Source organism: Atopobium sp. oral taxon 416 (assembly GCF_018128285.1).
Classification (GTDB): Bacteria; Actinomycetota; Coriobacteriia; order Coriobacteriales; family Atopobiaceae; genus Olsenella_L.
The window spans coordinates 2,284,161-2,309,631 of the sequence record NZ_CP072380.1 but is presented as its reverse complement, the minus strand read 5'-3'; the positions used below and the strand labels follow the sequence as shown (position 1 = coordinate 2,309,631).

The 25,471-nt window shown below is 55.9% G+C and carries 21 protein-coding genes; 18 read left to right on the top strand and 3 right to left on the bottom strand.

What is annotated here, in order from left to right; all coding sequences use genetic code 11:
- Nucleotides 1–74 precede the first annotated feature (74 nt).
- The 3 genes from J4859_RS12085 to J4859_RS16415 all read left to right on the top strand — a co-directional run bounded on the left by J4859_RS12085 (nucleotide 75) and on the right by J4859_RS16415 (nucleotide 3,122).
- Nucleotides 75–1,082: an AraC family transcriptional regulator gene (locus J4859_RS12085; protein ID WP_212330100.1), complete on the top strand. Its 1,008-nt coding sequence runs from the start codon at nucleotides 75–77 to the stop codon at nucleotides 1,080–1,082.
- 152 nt (nucleotides 1,083–1,234) lie between these two features.
- Nucleotides 1,235–2,212, top strand: a complete 978-nt coding sequence (locus tag J4859_RS12080; RefSeq protein ID WP_212330098.1) for a type I phosphomannose isomerase catalytic subunit — start codon at nucleotides 1,235–1,237, stop codon at nucleotides 2,210–2,212.
- Between the two features lie 769 nt (nucleotides 2,213–2,981).
- Entirely contained in the window at nucleotides 2,982–3,122 is a 141-nt protein-coding gene (locus J4859_RS16415; protein ID WP_249113639.1) for a hypothetical protein, read from the top strand.
- 52 nt (nucleotides 3,123–3,174) lie between these two features.
- Here J4859_RS16415 and gpmA read toward each other — a convergent pair whose 3' ends face one another.
- Entirely contained in the window at nucleotides 3,175–3,939 is a 765-nt protein-coding gene (gene gpmA / locus J4859_RS12070) for a 2,3-diphosphoglycerate-dependent phosphoglycerate mutase (RefSeq protein WP_212330096.1), read from the bottom strand.
- Nucleotides 3,940–4,087: 148 nt separating this feature from the next.
- Between gpmA and J4859_RS12065 the strand changes: the two genes are divergently transcribed.
- From J4859_RS12065 to ligA, 12 genes are all read left to right on the top strand, one after another.
- Nucleotides 4,088–4,321 carry a FeoB-associated Cys-rich membrane protein gene (locus J4859_RS12065; RefSeq protein ID WP_212330094.1) on the top strand — a complete coding sequence of 78 codons (234 nt, stop codon included), beginning with the start codon at nucleotides 4,088–4,090 and terminating at the stop codon, nucleotides 4,319–4,321.
- 247 nt (nucleotides 4,322–4,568) lie between these two features.
- Entirely contained in the window at nucleotides 4,569–5,909 is a 1,341-nt protein-coding gene (locus J4859_RS12060) for a glutamine synthetase family protein (RefSeq protein ID WP_212330092.1), read from the top strand.
- Nucleotides 5,910–6,279: 370 nt separating this feature from the next.
- The gene (locus J4859_RS12055; protein ID WP_212330090.1) at nucleotides 6,280–7,125 is read left to right on the top strand and encodes an amino acid ABC transporter substrate-binding protein; all 846 of its coding nucleotides are present in this window, start codon (nucleotides 6,280–6,282) and stop codon (nucleotides 7,123–7,125) included.
- A 124-nt stretch (nucleotides 7,126–7,249) separates the two neighbouring features.
- Complete coding sequence (locus J4859_RS12050; protein ID WP_249113638.1) at nucleotides 7,250–8,653, top strand: ABC transporter permease subunit; 1,404 nt, start codon at nucleotides 7,250–7,252, stop codon at nucleotides 8,651–8,653.
- Nucleotides 8,646–9,512 (top strand): amino acid ABC transporter ATP-binding protein, encoded by an 867-nt coding sequence (locus J4859_RS12045; RefSeq protein ID WP_305852665.1) that lies wholly within the window; start codon nucleotides 8,646–8,648, stop codon nucleotides 9,510–9,512. Before J4859_RS12050 ends, J4859_RS12045 begins: the two co-directional genes overlap by 8 nt.
- A 96-nt stretch (nucleotides 9,513–9,608) precedes the next feature.
- Nucleotides 9,609–10,385, top strand: a complete 777-nt coding sequence (locus tag J4859_RS12040) for an ABC transporter substrate-binding protein (RefSeq protein WP_249113637.1) — start codon at nucleotides 9,609–9,611, stop codon at nucleotides 10,383–10,385.
- 185 nt (nucleotides 10,386–10,570) lie between these two features.
- Nucleotides 10,571–11,245 (top strand): winged-helix domain-containing protein, encoded by a 675-nt coding sequence (locus tag J4859_RS12035; protein WP_212330084.1) that lies wholly within the window; start codon nucleotides 10,571–10,573, stop codon nucleotides 11,243–11,245.
- Nucleotides 11,246–11,547: 302 nt separating this feature from the next.
- Nucleotides 11,548–12,915: a S1C family serine protease gene (locus tag J4859_RS12030; protein ID WP_212330082.1), complete on the top strand. Its 1,368-nt coding sequence runs from the start codon at nucleotides 11,548–11,550 to the stop codon at nucleotides 12,913–12,915.
- A gap of 122 nt (nucleotides 12,916–13,037) precedes the next feature.
- On the top strand, nucleotides 13,038–14,531 hold the full coding sequence (locus J4859_RS12025; RefSeq protein ID WP_212330080.1) for a DUF2130 domain-containing protein: 1,494 nt from the start codon (nucleotides 13,038–13,040) through the stop codon (nucleotides 14,529–14,531).
- Between the two features lie 137 nt (nucleotides 14,532–14,668).
- A complete protein-coding gene (locus tag J4859_RS12020; RefSeq protein ID WP_212330078.1) occupies nucleotides 14,669–15,010 on the top strand; it encodes a metal-sensing transcriptional repressor in 342 nt (113 codons plus the stop codon).
- Between the two features lie 95 nt (nucleotides 15,011–15,105).
- The gene (locus J4859_RS12015) at nucleotides 15,106–17,706 is read left to right on the top strand and encodes a heavy metal translocating P-type ATPase (RefSeq protein ID WP_212330076.1); all 2,601 of its coding nucleotides are present in this window, start codon (nucleotides 15,106–15,108) and stop codon (nucleotides 17,704–17,706) included.
- Between the two features lie 166 nt (nucleotides 17,707–17,872).
- A complete protein-coding gene (gene ligA, locus J4859_RS12010; RefSeq protein ID WP_212330074.1) occupies nucleotides 17,873–20,062 on the top strand; it encodes an NAD-dependent DNA ligase LigA in 2,190 nt (729 codons plus the stop codon).
- Between the two features lie 124 nt (nucleotides 20,063–20,186).
- On the opposite strand, the gene J4859_RS12005 is transcribed toward ligA, so the two are convergent.
- A complete protein-coding gene (locus J4859_RS12005) occupies nucleotides 20,187–21,128 on the bottom strand; it encodes a zinc dependent phospholipase C family protein (protein WP_212330072.1) in 942 nt (313 codons plus the stop codon).
- Between the two features lie 267 nt (nucleotides 21,129–21,395).
- On the opposite strand from J4859_RS12005, the gene J4859_RS12000 reads away from it, so the two are divergent.
- The 3 genes from J4859_RS12000 to J4859_RS11990 all read left to right on the top strand — a co-directional run bounded on the left by J4859_RS12000 (nucleotide 21,396) and on the right by J4859_RS11990 (nucleotide 24,046).
- Complete coding sequence (locus J4859_RS12000; protein ID WP_212330070.1) at nucleotides 21,396–21,923, top strand: DUF308 domain-containing protein; 528 nt, start codon at nucleotides 21,396–21,398, stop codon at nucleotides 21,921–21,923.
- 193 nt (nucleotides 21,924–22,116) lie between these two features.
- Entirely contained in the window at nucleotides 22,117–23,253 is a 1,137-nt protein-coding gene (locus tag J4859_RS11995; protein WP_212330069.1) for an ABC transporter substrate-binding protein, read from the top strand.
- 235 nt (nucleotides 23,254–23,488) lie between these two features.
- Nucleotides 23,489–24,046 carry an HdeD family acid-resistance protein gene (locus J4859_RS11990; protein WP_212330067.1) on the top strand — a complete coding sequence of 186 codons (558 nt, stop codon included), beginning with the start codon at nucleotides 23,489–23,491 and terminating at the stop codon, nucleotides 24,044–24,046.
- A 317-nt stretch (nucleotides 24,047–24,363) separates the two neighbouring features.
- Here J4859_RS11990 and J4859_RS17885 read toward each other — a convergent pair whose 3' ends face one another.
- Entirely contained in the window at nucleotides 24,364–24,684 is a 321-nt protein-coding gene (locus J4859_RS17885) for a transposase (protein ID WP_212330063.1), read from the bottom strand.
- Nucleotides 24,685–25,471: the final 787 nt, after the last annotated feature.

Genomic DNA, 25,471 nt, shown 5'->3' with positions numbered 1-25,471 from the left:
GGTGAATACCTGTGCCGAGCACTGTCGGGAAATGTTGCCGACAGTGCTCGGCTTGCTGTAAGGAGTAGGAGCCTATGGGGTCTGCCGAGTTGCCCCGCGCCTGGAACAGTGCGCAGCAATATTCAAATTTTTTAGTAACTGACGAACACCATCAAGCTTCTACGTCCGTACATTTCACTTTTTCATCGCGTGAGAACGCAAAGGGGCGCGCCTCGGTCATCGAGCTCTTCCCGGGGATCACGATGGTGCAGTTTGAGATCAAATCACGGGTGTTGGGAGCGTTCTATGATATCCCGCCGCAGATCAATCTCAGGAATTCTATGAATATCTGCTACTGCAAGCAGGGCTCTGTCGAGCTTGACCGTGTCGACGAGCTCTCTGCAGTCCTGCAGGAAAATGAGATCGGCCTCGGCGCGCTTGCGGAAAAGAAAATCGTGATCCGCTGTCCGGTCGGATACGTCGCCGGTGTGGGATTGACGATCAAGAAAAACCTCAAGGCCGCGACGAGGCGGCTGCTCACGAGCTTCGGGGTGGATCCGACGCAGATCCTCTCACTCTGTTCCGCAACGGAGAAGATGCAGGTCTTGAACCGATCTGAGGAGCTTGAGGAGGCGTGTGAAGCCCTGTGCTTCGGCCACACCAGCGCCTCGAAGAATACCTATCGCCTGAAGGTCCTGGAAATCCTGCAGCACTTGGGGAAATCCGATGCCAAGCCCGCAAACCCCAACGAGGAGAAGCACCGCCGCTCAACGCACCTGAGCCACGTGGAGCTCGCTTACCGCGCGCAGCAGATCCTGATGGACAATGTTGCAACACCGATCACAATCAACACGCTCGCGATGCGCTGCGACACCTCAGGCACCGTCCTCAAGGAAGCCTTCCGCGAGACGTTCGGGACCTCCATCTACCAGTGGTACCGCACCTACCGCATCAAGCAGGCGGCGCAGACCCTCCTGGACACGGATCTCACGATTGCCGAAGTAGCCTCTTCAGTGGGGTATGTCAACCCCTCCAAGTTCACTAAGGCCTTTGTCGATACGATGGGGGAGACGCCGCGTGTGTGGCGGGCGAAGCATAAGTAAGGCAGCAAACACCAAAAGCAGAACGCTGCAAAACAATAAGGCCGCGAAAGCTTGTACCGTGGTTGCTATGGCGCAAGTTTTCTTTTTATATACTGAATGCAACAATGAATTTGTTCGTATCGGTATACCTGTGAAAGAAAAAGGAGCTTGCTATGGCTCAATTGGATGCGGAAAACGTCGGCCTCGTGTTTATGAAGCCGGTCTTTGTGAAGAAGATCTGGGGTGGCAGAAAGCTTGCCACGGAATTTGGCTATACCATTCCGGATGGGAACGTCGGGGAGTGCTGGGCGATCTCTGCCCACCCCGCAGGAGACTGCGCGATCGAAGGCGGCCCCTTTGAGGGACTGCACTTGGACGAGCTCTGGGCTGCCCGGCGCGACCTCTTTGGTAACTGCCTGGGAGATCGGGGTAAGTTCCCGCTGCTGATCAAGATCCTGGACACCCATGAGAGCCTGTCGGTGCAGGTCCACCCGGGCGATGTCTATGCTGCGGAGCACGAGAATGGATCCCTGGGAAAGAAAGAGTGCTGGTATATCGTCCACGCAGACCCCGGATCCCAGATCATTATCGGCCAGCATGCAAAGAACGCTGACGAGTTCCGGAAGATGGTGGAAGCCGGGGACTGGGACCGTCTGCTGAATAAGATCCCGGTCAAAACCGGTGACTTCTTTGCAGTCAACCCTGGGACGATCCATGCGCTGTGTGGCGGTTGCCTCGCAATCGAAACTCAGCAGTCCTCCGATATCACCTACCGTGTATATGACTACGACCGCGTGCAGCCGGATGGGACAAAGCGCGAGCTTCATATCGAACAGGCCTGCGATGTGGTGGACTTCAGCCAGGTGCCGCCAACCTCCGGTGAGGTCACGGCTCCTGAGGTGGATGGGGTCACTGAGCTCATGCGCTGCGACAAGTTCGTCGTCGACCGCATCCGTGTGAAAGAGGCCAAGTCCGTAGACCAGAAGTGGCCCTTCATGTGCGTCAGCGTGTATGGCGGCGAGGGCTTGGTGAAAGTGCTGGGCAAAGAATATCCCTTGAAGAAGGGAAGCCACTTCCTGGCGCTCTCCGATGCAGGGACTATGGAGTTTTCAGGCGAGCTCTCGATGATTACCTCGCACCTTCCTGAGTGAAAAATGATCGTGGGACCGCATTTGTGTAGGGTGTGTGTACACAAGTAACTGTGGGTTAACTTGCTAGGGTCTTGTGATAAGTTATATATGGTTGACAAATGCGGCACAGACCAACCTTGTTTTTACCAGAGGTCACCTGTCGGATCCTCTCCCTGACAGGATTGGCCATTATCATCGCCGGTGGGTTTCCCTTCCCACTGGCGATTTTTTGTTCTTCAGGACGAAACGCAGCATCCTGCGATACACCCTCGGTGAGCTTGGGCGGTTTGGTATCGTGAAAGGTCGAAATATGACTTAAGGAGGGTCTATGCAGGCAAAGTTTGTGTATCGCTGCACGCATGTGTTGGGCAAAGCGAAGACGATTGCATTTTCTAACAGTCTAGACAACGGGTGAATCTGGCGCTTCACAGATATGTCGATGGCCAGCATACAAAAGCTACCTCAACTGGTAGGCCGAGCTCTTTTGGGTCAATCAAGCCCGTGGCCGGTGGCCTGAAACTGCAAGAGTGGTTCGCCATATGATGATGGCCGACGCAAGCCTCCGCAGCTCGACATAGGTACACTATCACCTGGTATCTAGACTGTTAGGCTGCATTTTATCAGGAAGCGCTGGGATTTCATGTGGTGTGGGAATCCGGTCCGGCCGATGGACCCTGGACCAATACTTTTATGGAAAACGGCATCTCCCCATGTGAGCTGGAGCTGACCTGGAACTGTGGAGGGCTGAGCCGTATGACAACGGCGGCAATGACACCCACGCCGCCTTGAGGTGGATGATATTGACGCTTACCACGAACGCTATATGAAGATGGGGTGCACTCAGAAAGAGAATTCGAAGATGAGACTGTACTTCATCGTGGAGCCGGATGGGCAACGCATCGAGATTCTGCCTGCGAAGGATCGCGACTAGCGGCAATAAAGCGGCCGGAGACGCGAGCCCCCGGCCTATCAGGTACTAAGCCTTATTTCTTGGCCTTGCCCTGGTTCGCGACAGCCTGGATCTTCTTCTCAATGGTCTCAGGATCGCCGATGTAGTGCTTGTCGGTGATGTTCCAGTCCTTATCAAAGGTATAGGAGCACGGAACGCCGGTCGGGATGTTGACCTTAAGGATCTGATCCGGGGTGAGGTGTTCGAGCTGCATTACGAGGGCGCGCAGGCTGTTGCCGTGTGCGGCGATCAGAACGCGCTTGCCGGTCTCAAGTTGCGGCTTGATGGTCTGCTCGAAGTACGGCCATGCACGGGCGATGGTGTCCTTCAAGCACTCGGTGTAGGGCAGGTCCTCTTTCGGGACGTCGCGGAACATCGGCTGGATGTGCGGGTCGCGCTCATCGCCCGGCTCCAGTGCAGGCGGCTGGACGTCGAAGGAACGGCGCCAAATCAAAACCTGCTTCTCACCGTGCTCCTCAGCGGCCTTGGCCTTGTTGAGGCCCTGGAGTGCGCCGTAGTGACGCTCGTTGAGGCGCCAGGTCTTGTAGACAGGCAACCAGTTGCGGTCCATCTCATCGAGGACGATGTTCAGCGTGTGAATCGCGCGCTTCAGTAAGGACGTGTAGCATACGTCGAAATCATAGCCTTGGTCCTTCAGTGCTTTGCCTCCGGCAGCTGCCTCTTGACGGCCTGTCTCTGTCAGGTCGACATCAGTCCACCCGGTGAAGAGGTTGAGCTTGTTCCACTCAGACTCACCGTGACGAATAATAACGAGGTGCATGTTCTGATCGTCTGCCATAGCTTTCCCTTCCGTTTCGTTTGCCGTGACTAACCTATATAATTTTGTAAAAGACGCATGGAGCGTCTCTTACATGATAGCCAAGAAGGGTATAGTAACCATAGGTTAACAATAACACTTCAAGGTCGAACCAGAGGAGGTCTCCTCTATGAACGCACTAGATATTGTAATCATAGCCGCAGTTGGTTTGGCATTTATTTTCGCCATCCGTTCCTCTGTAAAAAACGCAAAAAAGGGCTGTGACGGTTGCGCTGCGTCAGGTACCTGCACCGCTGCGTATACGGGCGGTGAGTGTCCGGTCGCTAAAACCATGGTTTCAGACGTCGAGGATGCACTGAAGGCTAAGGGGGCCGGTGAGACCACGCAGCACAAGTCCGCGTGACCGGTGGGTTTCCGTATGTGATACCGCGACCGAGTTGCAACAAGCTGGGTCAAAAGCGTACCCGCGAACGGTAGGTGAACGGCGTGTGAATGGTGTGCAATCCTGCGGTTTTTCTCAGTCGCGAAGACGTCGATGTTTTGAAACACGCATGAAACACGGGTATGCAAAAGTGAAACCAGATAAAAAAGTATAGAAGGCAGCCGCGCGTGTATCACGTGCGGCTGCCTAAGTGTCGAGAGGGAAACAAATGCCGAGCCAGAAAGATATCGACTTTGTTTTGCGCACCGTCGAAGAGCGCAATATTCGCTTTGTTCGCCTATGGTTCTGCGATGTGTCGGGAAACCTCAAGTCCTTTGCGATCTCACCGGAAGACCTCGAGGAGGCCTTTGGGGAGGGTGTCGGTTTTGACGGCTCTGCCGTCGACGGGTTTGCGGCGCTCGAGGAATCCGATATGCTCGCTTTTCCGGAGCCGGATACCTTCCAGGTGCTGCCATGGAGGCAGTCAGAAAACGGCGCTGCCAGGATGTTCTGTTCCGTCAGGACCCCAGATAGAAAGTCCTTCGAGGGCGATCCGCGTGAGGTACTGAACCGTGTGGTCAACAGTCTTGACGCTAAAGGCTATGTGCCTTTCGCCGCGCCCCGTATCGAGTACTTCTATTTCAAGGATTCGCAGGATCCGGTGCTCTCCGATCAGGCGAGCTACTTCGATCTGACACCGTGGGACTCTGCCCATGACCTGAGACGCGACACCACCCTCATGCTCGAGCGGATGTCCATCCCCGTGGAGTACTCCTTCCATGCCCAGGCTCCCTCACAGAACGGCATTGAGCTGCGTTACTCGGAGGCCTTGAGCTGTGCGGACAACATCATGACTGCCCGCCTTGTCATCAAGCAGGAAGCTTTTGCCAACGGCTTCTTTGCGTCGTTCATGCCGAAACCGTTCTCCGATACTGAAGGCTCCGCGATGTTCTTCTACGAGTCCCTGATGGACAAGGGCGGGAACAACCTCTTCTGGGGTCCGAGCTCCAAGTATCCGGATCACCTCTCCGAGCTTGCCAACCACTTTATCGCGGGTATCCTACACTATGCGCCGGAGTGCACGCTGATTACGAACCCGACGGTCAACTCCTACAAGCGGTTGCACCCCAACTCTGAGGTGCCCTGCTACACCACCTGGGGACACCGGAACCGCTCCGCGCTCGTACGGGTGCCGATGCACAAGCCGGGCAAGCATCAGTCCACACGAGTTGAGCTCAGGGGACCTGATCCCACCTGCAACCCCTATCTTGTATTGGCACTCACCTTTGCTGCGGGCGTCAAAGGCATCGAGGGGGAGATGAAGCTCCAAAGCGAAGCCACGACCGAGGATATCTACGCCTCAGAGGCTGAACTCGCGAAGAAGGGTGTCAGACGCCTGCCGCATGATCTGCGTGAGGCGATCGAGTTCTTTGAGCAGTCAGAGTTCTGCCACGAGGTGCTCGGCGACCACATCTGCGACTACCTGGTCTCCAGCAAGCGCAAAGAGTGGGACGACTACAACACCACGGTAACCGACTGGGAGCGCAAGCACTACTACGCCGGTTTTTAGCGGGGATTAACCGCGCAGAGAGACAGAAACGGGGCGGACACAGAACTGCCCCGTATGTGTAAACAATGGTTTTACAGTGATGTATGAGTGACAACTTTGAGGCGAAAACGGGTATACCGCTACCCGAACGTTTCATTGTTTTTCTGTATTAATATGCGCAAAAATGACTATTGAGGCATATTTCACGCAATAATGTAGAGTATGGCTTGACTAAATATTGAGTTCAAAACATGACAAAACGGTTAAAGAACGGGCCTCAAACATTTTGTTTTATCTATTTAGCGTTACAACACTCTAAACAACGAGCAAAAGATATGCTCGGGATAGGCTTTCTCCCACGTACACGTCGCTATAAAAGGAAGGTCAGACGATGGTTCCTATCTACAATATTTCCCGTAGAAATTTCCTCAAAGTCTCAGGTATGCTCGGCGTTGGCGTTGTCGGCGCCTCTGCGCTCGCCGGCTGCGGGCAGTCCAACTCAGACCAGCAGCAGGCTGCGGACTATGGCTCCTATACCCTGGTCAATGACGGCAAGCTGACCTGCGTCTGCAACGCCACATTCCCACCCTTTGAATCCATGGACAAAAACACCGGTGAGATCCAGGGCTTTGACCCTGACTTAGCTTCTGCCCTGGTTGACAAGATGGGCCTCGAGTCCGAGTGGCTCCCGTCCCAGCAGTTCGATACGATCGTGCCGCTCATCAAGGCAGGCGGCAAAGCCGACTGCTGTATCACGGGCATGACGATCACCGATCAGCGTGAGCAGGAGATCGACTTTACGGACCCCTACCTCGATTCCAACCAGGCGATCGTGGTGCCAGGCACAGCATCCAGCACGACGATCGACGATCTGAATGTGGATGGCAAACGCGTCTGCGCACAGTCCGGTACCACCGGCGGTGACTGGGCACAGGAGAACCTGTCAAATGCGCAGTATGTGCCGCTCGATGACTACATCCAGTGCCTGACCGGTGTACAGACGGGACAGTACGATGCGGCGGTGATCGATCTGCCGGTCGCCTCGAACATGGTCTCAAATTCCTACACTGGCCTCGTGATCGCACAGCAGATCCCCACGGGTGAGCAGATGGGCATCGGCGTCAGCAAGGACAATCCGAACCTGACCAAGGCCCTCAACCAGGCGCTCCAGGAGGTCAAAGACGATGGCACGATGGATGACCTGCAGATCAAGTGGTTCGGTACCACGATCTCATGAAACCAAGACTGCACGATAGTGTTTGGAAGGCACCGAATGCGGAGCCTTCTTCGATTGAGGAGTACTTAAGACAACGATGAAGTCGAAGAGTATAACACCAGCGCATAGGAGACCTGTGTTTTTTATGGCGCTGCTGGCGGTGTGCGTGGCACTCCTAGGTCTGAGGGTGGTCATTACACCAACGCAGGCGGAGGCGATCACAGTCTCAAACGCAACTGCACGCCCGAATGAGGATGGCGGCTCATCCATAATCGGCGGCATCGCAACTCGCCTGACCTGGGAAGGCACCGTAGAGGACGGGGAAGAGGTCTGCGAGGTGACCCTGACGCTGCCGAGTGATGGCACCTTTGAGGGCTCCACCACACGCGTGACCGTGTTGGATGGGCTGACCCGTATCCCGGTCAGTGCAACCGCGACGCCTTCGGGCAGCTCTATCAACATCAGCTTTGATAATCCAATCCCTTCGGGATCACTCCTGCGCCTCGAGATCGAGGGTATGAAGTTTCCGAGCGACGGTGGCGACGTCCAGGTCACCGGTACCTACGAGACCGATCAAGGTACCCAGGACCTGCAGGCGTCTCCGGCGATCTCGACAATCGCGAATACACCGCTGCAGTCTGCAGTGACCTTCCTGAACGGACAGGCTTGGGTGCAGGCCTGGAACTCCGTGCCGTTCCTGAACATGTTCCTGCGCCCCCAGCTCTTGCTGACATCGTTCTCCTCCCTGTTCAATGGGTGGATCGTCTGCCTGCTGTTGACGGTGTTGTGCTACCCGTTCGCGCTGCTTCTAGGCATGCTTTTCGCGTTTATGAAGCTCTCAAAGTACAAGGTCGTGCGTGCGATCGCAGTCATCTACATCAATATCCTGCGTGGTACGCCGCTGTTCCTTCAGATCTACATCCTCTTCTTCGGTCTGCCGATGCTGAGCATCAACGTGAACAACTACCTGCTCGGCGGGATCGCAATGGCTGTGAACTCCTCCGCCTACCTGGCAGAGATCTTCCGCGCCGGCATCCAGTCCATCCCGAAGGGGCAGTATGAGGCATCAGCCTCCCTCGGCATGAGCCATTCACAGACCATGATGAGCGTCATTCTGCCGCAGACGATCCGCAGAGTGCTGCCGACCGTCACTTCCGACTTCATCACCGCCTACAAGGACACCTCGCTTCTGTCCTCTGTCGGCGTGATGGAGCTCATGATGTACTCCAAGAACCTGACGACTGTGACCGGCAACATGACGCCGTACATGGCGGCTGCAATCTACTACCTGATCGTGACGCTGCCACTGATCAAGGTTGTCGGTATCATCGAGCGCAACTTGGCGCGCGCCGAGAACGGTGACGGTCCCCGTCCGAATGCGGGTAAGAAGGGTGCTACGGCGAGTACCGCAACCGCTGAGAAGGACAGCAAGCCGGAGTTTGTCGCTTCCCACGCAGAGGGCAAGCTCTCAGGCGCAGATGTTCTCGCTACGCTGACGGGCCCGTTCCGCTCGCACCCGATCCACGAAGAAGGTGGCATCTATGTCTAGACATAGAGCAGCAACTGCGACGATCGCGGCGGTACCTGATGCGCTTTCCGCCGATGTGGCAGCCAAGGAGGGCTATGAGCACGATAAGTCTCTGACCCGGCATGAGTTCACTGAAGGTGAGCATCCGATCATCCGCATCGAGCACCTCAACAAGACCTTCGACGGCGTGGTTCCGGTCTTGCGCGACGTGAATCTCAATGTGTGGCCAGGCGAAGTGGTCGTGGTCTTGGGACCCTCCGGCTCCGGCAAATCCACGATGCTGCGTTGCATCAACCTCTTGGAGGTACCGACCGCGGGCCACATCTTGATCAATGACAACGAGATCACCGGCACCGATGAGACCGATGTGGTGAAACTACGGCAACACTTGGGGATGGTCTTTCAGAACTTCAACCTCTTCCCCCATCTGACCGCGAAAGAGAACGTGATGCTCGCGCCAGTCAAAGTGCTGAAGAAATCGAAGAAAGAGGCTGAAAAGGAGGCATTGAAACAGTTGGATGCTGTAGGGCTGGCAGACCGCGCTGACTTCAAGCCGGCGCAGCTTTCCGGCGGACAGCAGCAGCGTGTCGCAATCGCGCGCGCCGTGGCGATGCACCCAGAAGTCCTGCTGTTCGATGAGCCGACGAGCGCCCTTGACCCTGAGCTGGTCCGCGGCGTCCTCGACGTTATCCGTGACCTCGCTGAGAATTCGAAGATGACGATGGTCGTGGTGACGCATGAGATGGGCTTTGCCCGTGAGGTCGCTGACCGCGTGGCCTTTATGGAAGGTGGCGTCGTCGTCGAGCAGGGGCTTCCCGAGAATGTTTTCGACCATCCTCAAAACGAGCGGACTGCCTCGTTCCTCGGCAATATCAAATAGATATGTCTGGCACACTTAGGCAAGAATGGAAGCGCAACTATGGCTTCACCAAACATCTCCCGAAAAAGCTTTCTTATGGGCACAGGAGGGCTAGCAGTGGCTACCCTTGCGGCTTGTTCTAGCGACAATAACCAGCCCCAAGGCGCCGATCAATCCTGTGACCCTTCCGATCTGCATCTGGTCGAAGAGGGGAAGCTGACCTGCGTCTCCGATATGGCCAACCCACCCTTCAGCTCACTTTCTACGGACACCAACGAACCCGTAGGGTTTGAGGTGGATCTGATGGCGGCGATTGCGGACAGGATGGGACTGGAATCCACCTGGCTCCCGCCGACCAAATTCGACACGATCATTCCTGCGATTCAGGCGGGTGGCAAAGCGGATGTAGGCGTCGCAAACATCACGATCACCGATGAGCGCAAGCAGCTGATCAATTTCTCAGATCCCTATATCGATGCAAACCTGGGGATCGTGACTCCCAAGAGCGCCGGTGAGGTAACCCGCGAACAGCTCAATGTCGCTGACAACAAGATCGCAGCCCAGGCGGGCACCACCGGGGAAGCGTGGGTGCAGGAGAACCTCAACCAAGCGTCGATCGTGGCGCTCGATGACCCGGTGCAGGCCCTGACCGGCGTCTCCTCAGGCCTCTATACCGCGGCGATTGCGGATCTGCCGGTCGTGAGCTACCTGTGCTCGAACTCCTACGACGATCTGTATGTGAGCCTGCAGATCCCCACGGGGGACCAGTACGGTATCGCGGTCTCCAAGGATAACCAGGCGCTCCTCAATGCGCTCAACGACGCCTTGCAGCAGATTCAGGACGACGGAACACACGATGACCTTGAGGCCAAGTGGTTCGGTCAGGTCATCTAAGCAGGCCACAGAGAGAATTGGTCGGCATCTCTGTCACACCCCCCAGAGGGTATCTCTGGGGGTGTGGTACGATCTGCGTAACCTTCAATCAAATGGGGATCTTGTCTCTTTTCTTTGAAAGATGTGTGCTAATCTGAACTAGAGTATTTTTAAAAGTTCATTTCTCTTTTGGATTGGGGAGTTCTATGCACCACAAGAACATACTCCTCATAGCGCAGACCCCTCGTACCCACGAGCGCATGCGTGCCCTGCAGCGTGAGCTCGATGTCTCCATATTGCTTGCAACGCCTGAAACGTTTGATGAGGCGATTAAGTCAGGCCACGAGTTTGACCTGCTGATCATCGATGTCGTCGGCCTGAAACAGGACGATTTCAACGCTATTGACACCTATGTCGTGGACAATGGGTTCATACCTGAGCTCTTTGTCACCGATGCGGATAAGATTAACTCCCTCCATCTCCCGGTACAGGGGAAGTGTGACTTCACCCTCGCAACCGCCAACGAAGCGGAGTATGAGCTCAGATGTTCCCGCCTGCTGTGGCCCAACGAGGAAAGTGGACCGGCGGATATTGTGTCGGTTGACAATATGACGATCAACCTCGCAACGTATCAGGTCTATATCGACGATAAGCCGGTTGATCTGACACTGATGGAATACTCCCTGCTCTCCTTCCTGGTGACGCACCCCTCGCGTGCGTACTCAAGGGAGACCTTGCTGCATCGGGTGTGGGGCTTTGAGTACTGTGGCGGTACCCGTACCGTCGATGTCCACATCCGTCGTGTGCGCTCGAAGGTGGGACCGCAGATCGCAAACCATATCGTGACGGTGCGTGGCGTCGGCTATCTGTTTAAGATGTAGGCGAGTTCGGGCATCTCTGGCGGCAGGGATGCTCTTTTTATAGAGATAGGTGTGCACGGTGTCTGCGGTTACCCGCACTACCCTGAACTGAAATCTCCCTGAACGTGCAGGTAGCAGGAGGGGAACACGGTACCTCAGGAAGCTTAACGTGTTGTATCACCGACGTGTTAAAACAGGATTTACTTTTAGATTCCGGCTTCTTTCAGCTTCATTGGGTAACAATATTCACATGATGAACCAAAGCAAGGCGGCCACGACGATGTGCGCATGGAAGTTCCGTGCGCTATGAGAAAGGAATCCAGATGGAAATTGACAATGGGGATCGGCCTCCTGTCCCAGGTGTGGACGGGAACGACGCCGCGACGCGTCAAAGCCCGGTGACACCTCCATCCCCGGTGGTGGACACAAACCAGAATCCAGATCCGAAACCGGGAAAGGAGCCAAAGAAACACCGTAACCACCCGGTCCTGATTGCGATCTGTGGCGGCATAGTCGGCGCCCTGGCACTCTTCCTAGTTCTGCGCTTGGGCGGATTCGTCGGCCGCACGATCCGCGTGAACAGCGGAAACTCCGGCCCCAACCAGACGATCACGATCACGCCGAATTCCGAAGACACCTCAACGGCTGAGGCCGTAGCGGCCAAGGCGGTCCCGTCGGTCGTCTCGATCTATGCGACCAGCGACAATGCCTCCGGTTTAGGCTCCGGCGTCATGCTGGACACCGACGGCAACATTTTGACTAACTATCATGTGATTGAGGGAGCAAGCTCCATCTCGGTGACGATCGAGGGCACGAGCTATACCGCCTCTGTGGTGGGCTCCGATGAGTCCTCTGATCTGGCCGTGATCCGTGCGGACCTGCAGGGAGCCTCGGTCACCCCGATCGAGGTCAGCGACTCCTCTCAGCTCGTTATGGGCCAGTGGGTCATGGCAATCGGCAGCCCGTACGGCCTTGAGCAGTCCGTCTCCACTGGTATCGTCTCCGCACTGTACCGTTCAACGATGATGCAATCCACTTCCGGCAACACGATCTACACGAACCTGATCCAGACCGATGCGGCTATCAATCCGGGCAACTCCGGCGGTGCGCTCGTCAACGACCAGGGGCAGCTTGTCGGTATCAACACCCTGATTGAGTCCGAGAGCGGCTCTAACGCCGGCATCGGCTTTGCAATCCCGGCTAACTACGCGATTCAAGTGGCAAACACGATCCTCTCTGGCCAGACCGTGGTGCACCCCTACATCGGCCTTACGATGCAGACTGTGACCTCTGCGGCAGCCCAGCGCTATAATCTTGGCACCACGAGCGGTGCGTACGTGGTGAACGTCACTTCCGGCAGCCCGGCGGATTCCGCAGGCATCCAGCGAGGTGACATTATCACCGCCGTAGACGATCAGCAGATCACCTCTGCCGACGGCCTGATCCTCGCGATCCGCTCGCACAATGTGGGCGACACGGTACAGATCACGCTCGTGAGAAATGGACGGGAGCAGACGGTTTCCGTCACGTTGGGATCCGATGAGGGGAAGATGACAACCCAGAATCAGAAGAACCAGAATAACTCCGGAAACGATATCTTCGGCTTCGGCCAGGGTGGCGACAACGGCAGCAGCAGCTCAAACCCGTTTGACGGCTTTGGCAGCCTCAATAGCTACGACTACCAGAACTAACAGCCATATAACTGATTGAAGGCGTGTCTTGCAGGGTATCCTGCAAGACACGCCTTTTTGGTATTTCTCTAGCCTCCCTACGGTAGGCTAGAGGTATAAGAATCTTATTTGAGGAGGCCACTATGCCAGAGATCAGATGCCCCTACTGCGGGCACGTCTTTCAGGTCGATAAGGACGACTACGCCCATATTGCGCAACAGGTGCGTGACGAGGAATTCTCGCGTGAGCTCAAGGAACGCGAGGAGCTCATGGAGAAAAACCAGAAGAGCGCGCAGGAGACCCTGGAGGCCGAGTCGAAGGTGCAGCTGGAAAAGTTGACTTCCCAGTACGACCAGCAGATCCAGCTTCTGAAACAGCAGCTCGAGAGCCAAAAGCAGCGGGCGGAAGCTGAGCGCCAGAACCGTGAAGCCAATCTCCAAGCGCAGATCGTGCAGCTGAAGAATGATCTAGCTTCGACGAAACAGGATGCCGCCCGGGCTAACGCTGAGAGCGAGACGCGCTTGACGAAGTCGGTGGCAGACTACAAAGAGCAGATCGCAAAGCTTCAAGCTGAGGCCGCAGCCCGTGACAAAGACTATCAGAACCAAAAGGAGCTGGCAGTCAACAGAGCTACCTTTGAGTTGGCACAGAAGAACACCTCCCTCGAGGGAGAAGTGAAGGCCGCCAAGCTCGAACGGGAGCGGATGGAGGCCTCCCTCAAGCAGCAACTCGCAGAGAAGATGCAGGGCAAGGACGTTATCATCCGCGACAAGGACGATGAGATCGAGCGGTTGCGCAACCAGCGCGCACATCTCTCTACGAAGCTGATTGGGGAGACCTTGGAGCAGCATTGCCTCAACGAATTCAACAAGTGGCGTGCGACCGCCTTCAGAAACGCGGAGTTCCACAAGGACAACGACGTCGTTGACGGCAGCAAAGGGGACTTCGTCTACCGTGAGAAGGATCCTGAAAGCGGCATCGAGATCGTCTCCATCATGTTTGAGATGAAGAATGAGGACGAGGGATCCGCTCGGAAAAACAAACATAGGAATGAGGACTTCTTCAGCAAGCTCGATCGGGATCGCCGCAATAAGAAGTGTGAGTACGCGGTGTTGTGCAGCATGTTGGAGCCGGACAGTGAGCTCTACAACCAGGGGATTGTAGATGTGTCCTACGCCTATCCGAAGATGTACGTGATCCGTCCCCAGTTCTTTATCCCGATGATCACGCTGCTGCGCAACGCAGCCCTGAACTCCCTCGCTGATCGCAAGGAGCTTTCCGAAATACGCCAGCAGAACATCGATATCACCAACTTTGAAAATTCACTCGATGACTTTAAGAACAGGTTCTCGAAGAACTATCAGACTGCAGCCAATAAGTTTGAAGCCGCGATTGATGAGATCGATAAGACGATCGACCATCTGAACAAGGTGAAGAAGAACCTCACTTCCTCTGAACGCCAGCTGAGGTTAGCCAACGATAAGGCAGACGAACTGACAATTCGCAAACTCACCGACAAGAATCCGACGATGAAAGAGAAGTTTAAGGAAGCGCGCGAGGCACAGAAGCAGGACACCTCTGCGCATCCGCAGCTTGAGGGGAACGACGAACCGGTTGAGCCGGATTCAATCGAATAGCGTTAGAGAGTGACCATACGGTAGTGTCCGCCACATAGTTGGCACATGCTCATAGAATCTCAGATTCTCGATTAATACTACCCCTAAGGGGTATATACTGAGCGTGAGAATAAAACGAGAGATGAGGAGATATGAGTATGGCAACAAAAACGACGAGCGCTCCTCAGACCGCTACAAAACCTGCTCCGCATGCGATAGAGCACTATAAACAGACGCCCCGTTCGGATGCCCTGAAAAAGGACGTTGAGCGCCGCGTCAACCGTGTAATCGGCCAGCTGAATGGCATCAAGAACATGGTTGACAGCGACCGCTACTGCGGCGAGGTGCTGACGCAGCTCGCAGCGGTGGAGAGCGCCGTGAAGGCGATCTCGCGCGAAGTGATGCGCGACCACCTTGAGACCTGTGTGGTCGAACAGGTGCAGGAAGGCAACACTGAGATCGTCGATGAGGTCATGGACCTCTTCAAGAAGTTTTATTGAGTGGATCAGAGCACTCCATTCCTGCTGTTTTAATGACTGCAGGGGATTGGTATGGTCGGTATATACCCCATAAGGGTATATTGAAAGAAGGAAGTATGGCTACCAAAACACTTCACAAGGACATGTTCGATATCACCGGCATGACCTGTGCGGCCTGCGAGGCGCATGTCCACAAGGCGGCGCAGTCCGTTGCGGGTGTGCAGGAAGCGAACGTGAACCTCTTAAAGAATTCGATGGAGCTCGTGTACGACGGAAAGCCCAAGACCGCACAGAAGGTCGTAGAGGCGATCGATAAGGCGGGCTACGGGGCGAAGATGCGCCAGGCAAAGGTCAACACCAAGGCTTTGGCATTCGTCGATCCCGCAATCGCTGCGCAGAAGGCCGTGGACGCCAAGCGCAGGCAGCTGATCGGGTCGATCATCTTCGGCGTGCCGCTGTTCTACCTTGCCATGGGTCCGATGTTCAGCTGGCCTGAGATCCCGGGCCTTGCCGGAATGCAGGGGATGATGGCATCGGCGATCACGCAGCTGATGCTCGCGATGTGCCTGATCTTTATCAACCGCTCCTATTTCTCGATGGGCTTCAAGTCGCTCTTCCACGGCGCACCGAATATGGACTCGTTGATCGCTCTGGGCTCTTCGGCCTCCTTTGCCTACAGTATGGTCGGAGTCTACCAGATGGCATCGGCACTCGGTGTAGCAGACGTCGAGGCTGCCCATCAAATCATGATGAACAACCTCTACTTTGACTCTGCGGGCACCATCCTGGTGCTGATCACCCTGGGCAAATTCTTTGAGGCCCGCGCCAGAGGTAAGACTACGAGTGCCATCTCTGCACTGATTGACCTAGCTCCTAAAAACGCAACCGTTGAGCGCGACGGCCAAGAGATACAGATTCCGGCTGACCAGGTTGTCACCGGCGACATCCTGGTAGTTCGCTCCGGTGAGTCCGTCCCGGTTGACGGCATCGTGACCGAAGGCCAAGCCTCGGTCGACGAGTCCGCAATCACCGGTGAGCCGGTCCCCAATGAGAAGAAGAGGGGCGACAAGGTGACGGGTGCTACCGTTACCCAGAGCGGCTGGTTCAAGATGAAGGCCACCGCCGTCGGCAACGACACCACCCTGTCCCACATCATTCACCTGGTCGATGAGGCCACAAACTCTAAGGCCCCGATTGAGCGTATCGCTGATAAGATCGCGGGCGTCTTTGTCCCGGTCGTGATCGCTGCGGCGCTGGCAACCTTCGCAGTGTGGGTGATCTTCCTCGAGCCAGGTCAGTTCTCCCGTGCCTTTAACTTCGCAGTCTCTGTCCTCGTTATCTCCTGCCCCTGCGCACTCGGCCTTGCAACTCCGACCGCAATCATGGTCGGCACCGAGCGCGGCGCTAAGGTCGGTATTCTGATCAAGTCTGCCGAGTCCCTTGAGACCGCTGGCGACCTCAATACGGTTGTCCTTGACAAGACTGGCACCATCACCCGTGGCAAGCCTGAAGTGACTGACTTTGTAGTGGTAAGCGAGGCACGGAAGCGCACTGTGGAAAGCCTCGCTGCTGCGGTTGAGAGCCGCTCTGAGCACCCGCTGGCACAGGCAATCGTGGCCTATGCAAAGAAGGACGGCGTGCACTATACCGACGAGGTTGACGACTTCGAGCAGATCCCGGGCGGCGGCCTCTCCGCTACGGTATCTGGCAGCTCAGTGTTGATCGGCAATGCCCGCTTGATGAAAGAGCACGGCGTCGCGATCGATAAGCTGGCTGAGCTATCTGATAGCCTCGCGGCACAGGCAAAGACCCCGCTCTTTGTCGCCGTTGATAGGGAAGCAGTGGCGCTGGCAGCTATCGCCGACGTTATCAAGGAAAGCTCACCTGAGGCGATCAACCGCCTGCGTGATATGGGTATCCAGACAATCATGCTCACTGGCGACCAGCCGAAGACCGCACAGGTCATCGCGAACCAGGTCGGCGTGGATGAGGTTGTCGCAGGCGTGCTGCCCGATCAGAAGGAGGAGAAGATCGCACAACTCCAAAGCCGGGGCCGTAAGGTCGCAATGGTCGGTGACGGTATCAACGATGCTCCTGCCTTGGCGCGAGCGGATGTCGGTATCGCAATCGGCGCCGGCACTGACGTGGCAATCAGCTCTGCAGATATCGTATTGATGCACTCCGATCCGAAGGATGTCGCAACCGCCATCGAGCTCTCCAAGGCGACAATGAGGGATATCCGTCAGAACCTGTTCTGGGCGCTGTTCTACAACGCGATCTGCATCCCGATCGCAATGGGCGTGTTGAGTCCGTTCGGGATCACGCTGAACCCCATGATCGGTGCGGCTGCAATGGGCTTCTCCTCCGTGTTTGTGGTTTCTAACGCGCTGCGTCTGTTCGCTTGGAAGCCGAGTGAGGCAAAGTCCACTGGAGCCAAGAAAGCAACAACCGTTACACTCAGTGGAGAGAATACAGAACCGTCTGCTACGAAAGGGGATTCCACTATGGCTCACAAGACATTGGCAATTAAAGGCATGATGTGCGATCACTGCGTGCAGCATGTGACCCAGGCCCTCGAGGGTGTCCACGGCGTCAAGAACGTACACGTCTCACTTGACACCAACTCTGCCACGCTTGATGCAGGCATGTTTGCTTCAGACGACAAGCTCAAGAAGGCTGTGAAAGATGCAGGCTACGAGGTTACCAGCATCAGATAGGACCCTTGGTACCCCATGATTTGAGGAGGCTTCATCGCTTGTGGGAGGTGGGGCCTCCCTCGTTGTAGCGTGTCTTTGGACTTTGTCGGGTTCCTCCATGCCAGACGCTCCCTGCGTTGCGCTAAGATAAGCATGTTCTGAAGAATCATCCGAAGGAGTTCCTTACATGGGTGAACAGACTTCTCTTTTTGGAGACCGAGGACCGCAGCCGACGAGCCATGAGACACCTGCGCAGCGTGCCCGTGAGCTCAATCAGATCCTGAACCATGCGGCCTATGCCTACTACGCGCTCGATGAGCCGGAGATGACCGACGCCCAGTTCGATACCTACCTGCGTGAACTGCAGGCGCTTGAGGCGGCACATCCGGGGCTCGTGACCCCTGACTCCTACACCCAGCGGATCGGTGGCTTTATCTCCTCCCAATTTGCGCCCGTCCGCCACGCCCGGCGCATGTACTCCATCGACGATGCGATGGGCTTCGGGGAGTTGGATGAGTGGTTACAGCATACCGATGAGGCGTTAGGCGCGACTAAAGGCCATCCGATCGCCTACACCTGCGAGCTCAAGATCGATGGCCTCGGTGTGGCGCTTACCTACCGTGATGGACAGCTGATCCGGGCTGCCACCCGCGGTGACGGTACCACCGGTGAAGACGTGACCCAAAACGTCCTTACGATCCACGATGTTCCACGGGTCTTAGCGAAACCGGGGCTCTCTAAGATCAGAAACGGCGGATTCGGACAGTCAATCGAGATCCGCGGTGAGGTCTATATGCCCCGCCACAGCTTCAGTCGGCTCAATGAGGAGAACGATGAAGCGGGCCGTAAGACCTTCGCGAACCCCCGTAATGCGGCGGCAGGTTCCCTGCGCCAAAAGGATCCGAAGGTGACCGGCGCCCGCGATCTCGAGACCTTTATCTATGCGGTAGCGGACAGAACTCCGCTCACTATCACCACGCAGCGTGAGTTCCTGTGCTGGCTCTCTGATTGCGGATTCTCCGTCAACCCCAACGCGAAGCGCGTCACGGATTCACACGCGGTGCGCGAGTACTGCAAGCGTGCGCTCGACCAGCGCGACAGACTCGATTACGATATCGACGGGGTGGTCGTAAAAGTTGATGACTTTGCACAGCAGGAGCAACTGGGCTTCACCGCCCGTGCTCCGCGCTGGTCAATCGCCTTCAAGTTCCCGCCGGAGCAGAAGCGCACGGTTTTAAGAAAGATCCGGGCCCAGGTCGGCAGAACCGGTGTCTTGACCCCGGTTGCGGAGTTCGATCCGGTACGCGTGGCAGGCTCCACGATCGCGCGTGCGACCCTGCACAATATCGACGAGGTACACAGAAGAGACGTGCGTGAAGGGGATACGATCCTGGTCCACAAGGCTGGTGATGTGATTCCAGAAGTCGTGGGACCGGTCCTGGAAGGGGAGCTGGCTGCCGAGCATGCAGCGCGCCCGGTCTGGGAGATGCCGAAGGTCTGCCCGAGCTGCGGTAGCCCCGTGGTGCAGGAAGAAGGAGAGGTCGCTTACCGCTGCGTCTCAATTGACTGTGGAGCGCAGGCAGTGGAGCGCCTGATCCACTGGGCAAGCCGCACTGCGATGGATATTGACGGTCTCGGGGAAGAGATCGTCTCAAAACTCGTTGACCGAGACATTGTGAAGGATGTCGCGGACTACTACGACCACCTGACCGAGGGGGCGCTCGCAAACGTCGATACGGGCAGAGTGTATGAGACCTCCGACAAGCACCATGCAGCAGGTGATCACATCGTCGTCGGCAAGACCGTAGCGCACAAGATCATGGAACAGATTGAGGACTCAAAGAAACGGGGCCTTGCCCGTGTGCTCTTCGGCCTCGGTATCCGCCGCGTCGGCGTCAACGTCGCGACGCTGATAGCAGAGCACTTCGGTTCACTGGAGAAGGTAATGCTTGCAGGCGAAGAGGATATCGCCCAGATCGAGGGCATCGGCCCGAAGATCGCGAAGAGCATTCACGAGTTCTTCACCATCCCAGAGAATGTCGCAGTATTGGAGCGGCTGCGTAAAGCGGGGGTCATGCTCACGCAGCCTGGTTTCGGTGAAGAATCTGAGAAGCCGCAGACCCTGACCGGACTTACTTTTGTTCTGACAGGTAGCCTGCAGAACTACACGCGTGACCAAGCTGGAGCACAGCTCAGGGCTTTGGGCGCCAAGGTTTCCGGATCGGTGTCGAAGCGTACGAGCTACGTGATCGCCGGTGTCGCGGTAGGCTCCAAGCTCACCAAAGCGCAGAATTTAGGCATTCCGATTTTGAATGAACAGGATCTGGAGACGATCATTGCAACTGGACGGATGCCCGAGGGGACCACTCAGGTGTAACTGTGTGTAGCTGACTGTACCTATGGATTAAAAGATGCGGAGAGGGGTGAGTGTGCTCCTCTTTGCAGTTGCGGTTTCTGTATATGGTGCAGCCATATCTGCAGGTCTACTGCCTGTCCTCAGGCTATTGGCGTGCAGGCTCGGTCTCCTCGTCATTGAGATGGATGCCGTTGTAGTTGATATGGTGCGTAACCTCTGTGAGGTCTTCGCCGGCCAGGAAGGCCTGAGCTGCCTCAGGGAACATATCGACCGCGGTCTGATAGACCTGACCAAAGCTATCGGTTGACTCCTTGCCGGTGTTCGGGTCCTTCCAGGTATGGTGCGCGGTGTTGGCAGAAGTGCACTCTTGAGTCTTGATACTCGGGTGGCACAGCGCCTGCAGCATTGAATGATCCCTGAAGACGCCCTCAATGCCGGAATAGGCCTGTTCGACCATGTTGCCGCTCGGCTCGAGCGTGTTGTAGATGTGGTGGTAGTCCTTGATTGCAGAGGCATACTGTGTAGGCTCCACATTGAGGTCGAAGACCTCAATGGCAACCTGTGAAAGGAGTGCTCCGGCGGCATCGGTGATACGGCGGGTGTGCTCGAGGGCCCTGAGCGATGCATCCCCTGAGGAGGCGTCCTCCTGCTCCTTCTCCCAGAGCAGCCAGGAATCGAGATCTGCCTCGATCACCGCATGGATTTCGCTGCCGGTGTCGACAAGTGACGGATCCGCGTGCTGCAGCGCGTATTCCTCCGCATAGATGAAGGGATGTGTGGCGGAATCGGTGAGGTAGTGGGCGAGCATCCCGAGCGCAAAGGCTCTCCCAATGCGCTGTTCATCCTGGGGGAGCGTTTTGATATTGTCCCTCAGGCAGGTCAGCGCTTTCGTCATGTATTCCGCATGCATGTTGTGCGCGAACTTGTGGCAGGTGCGGTCATTTTGGATGATGCCACGGTAGCGGACAAAGTAGGGATCAGGGCCTTGGGCACCGAGGCGAAAGGCGAGAGTCTCTTCCTCACTTGAGAGGGTATCCGGGGGTAGGGTAGACTCCACGTCCTTTGCATAGAGGTAATGAACTATCAAGGCAGGCATGTAGTTTTCTCGCTTCCTTTACGGTCGCTTGCATATATAACGTTTTACCTACCCACTTTACCCAAGGTATCCCATAAAACGCGCGATAAAAGGCATTCGGGCAGGGTTTCGTCGGACAGATACGGCATGGGGGATAGTATGATGAAAAATGTGAGTGTGGTGGACTTAACCTTTGCGGGTTATACCGCCCATTTGTGTTGGGTAGAAAGAATTCTTAGAGTTTGAAGCTAAAACCCTTTTCACAGGGAGGGACATACGATGAATTTTCTGGAACGTGTTTTTAGACACACGAAGACAAGCACGATGGTAAGCGGCGTGCTGCTGGCGCTTCTGGGCATCATCTCCTTCGCCTACGGTGAGGAGACTGTTTTGGGGCTGGTTCGCCTTGCCGGTATCATTGCGATCATCCTCGGTATCTGCCGCATCACCGATGCGATTGTCGGTAGCGACCGCGACAAGACCCAAGTCGGTGTCGGTATCGTCACGCTCATTGTCGGCTTGGTCCTGATGCTTGCTCCGGATGCCTTCATCAACATCGTCTTCATTATCCTCGGTCTCGTTGTCCTCGGTATCGGCATCACCGCCTTCGATGAGGGCAAAGAGAAGTCGAGCACCCGCGACGTCTTCTGCGGCGTCTGTGACATGATCCTGGGCGTGCTGATGGCAATCGCGCCATTCGCGTTCATCCACGTGGTGACGATCATCTCCGGCATCGCTCTTCTGGTTGCCGGTATCACCGAGATTGCGGCGTCGATGGCGATGGAGAACGATCCAATCAAACACTAAGCTCTCTAAAACGATTGATTGTCTGTCAAAGCGTAGGCACCTTCATGTGCCTGCGCCTTTTTGGTACCGGCAAACGGAGCGAATTGCTGTGTTTCACGTGCTGAGACAGCTTACCTTCAGTGAGTTGTACTACCCTAGAGATGACTAGAGGGATGCGACTGCTCTTAAGAGCAGACATTTAAGGGAGAAGACAATGAGCAACCTTACACGCAGGAATTTCTTGGGCCTGGCTGGGCTAGGGACACTCGGGTTTGGCCTTGCTGCCTGCTCGAACGAAAGCTCCACGCCGAGTGTCAGGACCTCCGGTCAAAGCGCTGTGGGGGCGGACTCTAACCTCGTTGATGCAGCAAAAGGAGAAGGAAGCCTCCAAGTTTTGGGCTCCTGCGGTGAGGATTATCTGGGTGCAGCCTGCAAACACTTCAACGAGCTCTACGGGCTCGATGTAAGCTACAAGCGTATCTCCTCCATTGAGGGGCAGACTCTGATCGAGAACAGCAATGGGTCCCCTCAGTTCGACGTGTGGTTCGGCGGTACTACCGATCCGTATAACGAGCTTTCCGATGAGGGGCTGTTGGATGCTAGCTATACGCCCGCGAACTCTTCCCACCTGATGAACGATGTCTATCTTTCCCAGCGCAATGACTGGTTCGGTATCTACAAAGGTCTCTTAGGCTTCATGTACAACAAGGATGAGATCGAGCGACTCAACATCGATGCCCCGAAGGACTGGCCTGACCTGGTTGATGATAAGTACAAGGGGCTCATCTGGATGCCGAACTATCAGACCTCCGGCACCGCGCGGCTGATCCTCAACACAGTCATCCAGGAGTACGGCCACCAGCAGGGTCTGGAGTATCTGACTCAGCTCGATAAGAACGTGCAGGAATACACCAAGACCGGGGGCGGCCCGGCGGAGAACATCGGCTCCGGTGAGTGCGTCATCGGTATCGGCTTCCTCCATGACGGAGTTGCCCAGATCGAGGATAACGGCTACGAAAATATCGGACTGGTGATACCTACCTCTGGGGCTTCCTACGAGGTCGGCGCAACGGCGGCACTGATCGGTACCGCGCATCCCAACGCTGCACATCTCTGGCTTGAATATGCGCTCTCACCGGAATGTGTGGAGCTTGCGGCTAAAAACGGCTCTTACCAGACCCTTGTGATCGACACCGCCCACCAGCCGAGCGAAATCTCAAAGCACCATCTCAATCCGGATGATACGATCGACTACGACTTCGAGGATGCCCGCCTCAACACGAAAGAATATGTAGGGGAGATTATGGATGCCCTTGGCGGCGGAAAAGATTCCCGCTTCCAGAACAGCTAAGCGCGACAAGAATACCGTGCATGAAATATCGCGTGGCGCACAGCATGCTGCACGATTTTTATAGGAAGTGATACTCTACCGCCTGCCCGTAGACTGACAGAGAGCTCGAGCAGCCTGGTATTATCTCAAATAAGGTAAAAAGAACGTATTCTGATTGAAATCTAAGTGTGAAGTGGGTAGATTATCTATCGCTTAGACGATAGTTCTCATACAGATCGATAAAAGGAGAGCAACTATGTTTGATATACATGTAAGACGCTCCAAATTGTCAGTCATTGTCAGCAGCATCATTTCGATCGTTCTAGGCATCCTCGCCTTCACGCACCCCACCGGCGCCACGATGTTTATCACATTGGCTACCGGCTGGTTTCTGCTGATCGGCGGTATCGTCGCTCTGATCAGTTCCTTTGCCCACTTCAGTATCCTGCTGTCGCAGATTGAGCTCTTCGAAGGACTTTTGGACTTCTTCCTGGGCCTCATGATCGTCAACTGGCCGCAGTTCTTTGTTGCCTGGATTTTCATCCTGATTGGTATCGACTTGATCATCTTCGGCTTCAACTTCCTCTACTTCGTGAACGCCGCGCGCGCGTTTGGCGCTACGCACACCGGCTGGCAGATCTTCGGCGGTGTCCTGATGATTATCCTGGGCTTCATGGTCATGTGGTCGCCGTTCATGATGGCGGACGTGTCCATGATCGTCACTGGGGTCGCCCTGGTGTACACGGGTATCGTCGGTTTGATTGAGGGCATTAAGATGAAGTCAGATAAGTCGGACAACAGACTTGAAGACTAGCGTCTCTAACAGTGTTATTTCTGGGCCTTGCTGCTTTCAGGCAGCAGGGCTTGTTCGGCTCTTCGACGTCTCTAGTGGATAGCGCATGCAAGCTGACTCTGGACCGAGAAGTTGAGTTTCCCAGTCTGAAGAAGATTATCGTCTTGTTGTAGGCGATGCTTCTGAAGCCGCTGGCAGTGCTTTTTGCTGACTGGGCGGGGGAGTTGAGCCTTTCGAGAAACGAATTGGTGGATCCCTCCTCCACCAGTTCAAGATTCCCTTACGCTCCTGCCTAAAGGTACCTGCCATCCTCTTGATCTTAGCCACAGCAGAGTGCATCATCCACAAACAGAGCCGGTCTGGGGCTTTGGCTGTAGATTCTCTGTCGGGGCAGCCATAGACGTCCTGCATCGCTTTGCCGTCTGACAGGCACGCGCCCCCCTGAGATGTGTCTTCGCAGGGTCGAGCTCCTCCCTCTTCGCAAGCCGGCACTCTGTGAGGCTCTTCTTTCTCTTTAGCCATGCGTAAGTTCGTCTGGGTAAGCATCCTTGTGCTTCTTCGCCGACTCGCGCCTCTGCGTGCACCTCACAGGGTCTGTCGCCTTTGTGAAGAGCTGCCACCACATGGAAGCTGTCCAGGATCTGGGCGGCCTGGGGCATCGCTGCGGTGACTCCCAGGGAGTTATGCCTTTGCTATGTCGCGTATGACCTCTAAGATCTCCGTCCTGTCCCCGTGTGCTCCTTTAAGCTCATCTCAGAGCCTGCCTGTGTCACCTTTGTCCTTTGCCTTCCGTGATGGCGGGGGTGCGCTGGTAGTCGAGGTCAGCCATGATGCTGATACAGCTTTGGTCGCACCTTTTGGCGGTGTCGTCTGTGCCTACACACACGACTCTGGAATAGTCTGCTGCGTCCCTTGCCTTCGATGTCGCCTTCCCAAGCAGTCTCCATATGCGCATGGGCTGTCTCGTGCAGAGGCTTATGGCCACAACGCTCATGACAAACGATCAGCTGGGCCTCAAAGAGCGCCGCGATGCGTCTTCGGCCACACCTCCCAGAGTATCCTTGCGGCATGCACGCCGTCTTTGGGGCCTCAACACTGCGCCGTGTACAATCGTCTCGTATTGCCAGATATCGAGATGCCACAAGATCCTCTTGCGTCTGCCACAGGTGCTACAGCGCCTGTGGAAGGCAGGACTCACCACTTACCTGGCCCTGACGTGTACCACCCTCACATGCAGGATGTCCTGCACTCATCTGCGCTCCTTAAACCAGACATCGAAGAGCCCCCTTTCGTCTCTAAGCCCCCTGGGATCTCTTAGAGAGCCTTGTCAGCATACCTGCCTTAAGCATCTATATCGCAACCTTTGGATCGCATCCGTCGCCAAAATCTTGGCTGTCCGGGTACCACGTGCTCAAGGGGATGCAGGAGTGCTGTCCACCATAAGTA

Bases quoted from the DNA above. Each gene is read 5' to 3' on its own strand.
- J4859_RS12085 (WP_212330100.1), top strand. From the start codon at position 75: ATGGGGTCTGCCGAGTTGCCCCGCGCCTGGAACAGTGCGCAGCAATAT.
- J4859_RS12080 (WP_212330098.1), top strand. From the start codon at position 1,235: ATGGCTCAATTGGATGCGGAAAACGTCGGCCTCGTGTTTATGAAGCCG.
- gpmA (WP_212330096.1), bottom strand. From the start codon at position 3,939: ATGGCAGACGATCAGAACATGCACCTCGTTATTATTCGTCACGGTGAG.
- J4859_RS12065 (WP_212330094.1), top strand. From the start codon at position 4,088: ATGAACGCACTAGATATTGTAATCATAGCCGCAGTTGGTTTGGCATTT.
- J4859_RS12060 (WP_212330092.1), top strand. From the start codon at position 4,569: ATGCCGAGCCAGAAAGATATCGACTTTGTTTTGCGCACCGTCGAAGAG.
- J4859_RS12055 (WP_212330090.1), top strand. From the start codon at position 6,280: ATGGTTCCTATCTACAATATTTCCCGTAGAAATTTCCTCAAAGTCTCA.
- J4859_RS12050 (WP_249113638.1), top strand. From the start codon at position 7,250: ATGGCGCTGCTGGCGGTGTGCGTGGCACTCCTAGGTCTGAGGGTGGTC.
- J4859_RS12045 (WP_305852665.1), top strand. From the start codon at position 8,646: ATGTCTAGACATAGAGCAGCAACTGCGACGATCGCGGCGGTACCTGAT.
- J4859_RS12035 (WP_212330084.1), top strand. From the start codon at position 10,571: ATGCACCACAAGAACATACTCCTCATAGCGCAGACCCCTCGTACCCAC.
- J4859_RS12030 (WP_212330082.1), top strand. From the start codon at position 11,548: ATGGAAATTGACAATGGGGATCGGCCTCCTGTCCCAGGTGTGGACGGG.
- J4859_RS12025 (WP_212330080.1), top strand. From the start codon at position 13,038: ATGCCAGAGATCAGATGCCCCTACTGCGGGCACGTCTTTCAGGTCGAT.
- J4859_RS12020 (WP_212330078.1), top strand. From the start codon at position 14,669: ATGGCAACAAAAACGACGAGCGCTCCTCAGACCGCTACAAAACCTGCT.
- J4859_RS12015 (WP_212330076.1), top strand. From the start codon at position 15,106: ATGGCTACCAAAACACTTCACAAGGACATGTTCGATATCACCGGCATG.
- ligA (WP_212330074.1), top strand. From the start codon at position 17,873: ATGGGTGAACAGACTTCTCTTTTTGGAGACCGAGGACCGCAGCCGACG.
- J4859_RS12000 (WP_212330070.1), top strand. From the start codon at position 21,396: ATGAATTTTCTGGAACGTGTTTTTAGACACACGAAGACAAGCACGATG.
- J4859_RS11995 (WP_212330069.1), top strand. From the start codon at position 22,117: ATGAGCAACCTTACACGCAGGAATTTCTTGGGCCTGGCTGGGCTAGGG.
- J4859_RS11990 (WP_212330067.1), top strand. From the start codon at position 23,489: ATGTTTGATATACATGTAAGACGCTCCAAATTGTCAGTCATTGTCAGC.
- J4859_RS17885 (WP_212330063.1), bottom strand. From the start codon at position 24,684: ATGCCCCAGGCCGCCCAGATCCTGGACAGCTTCCATGTGGTGGCAGCT.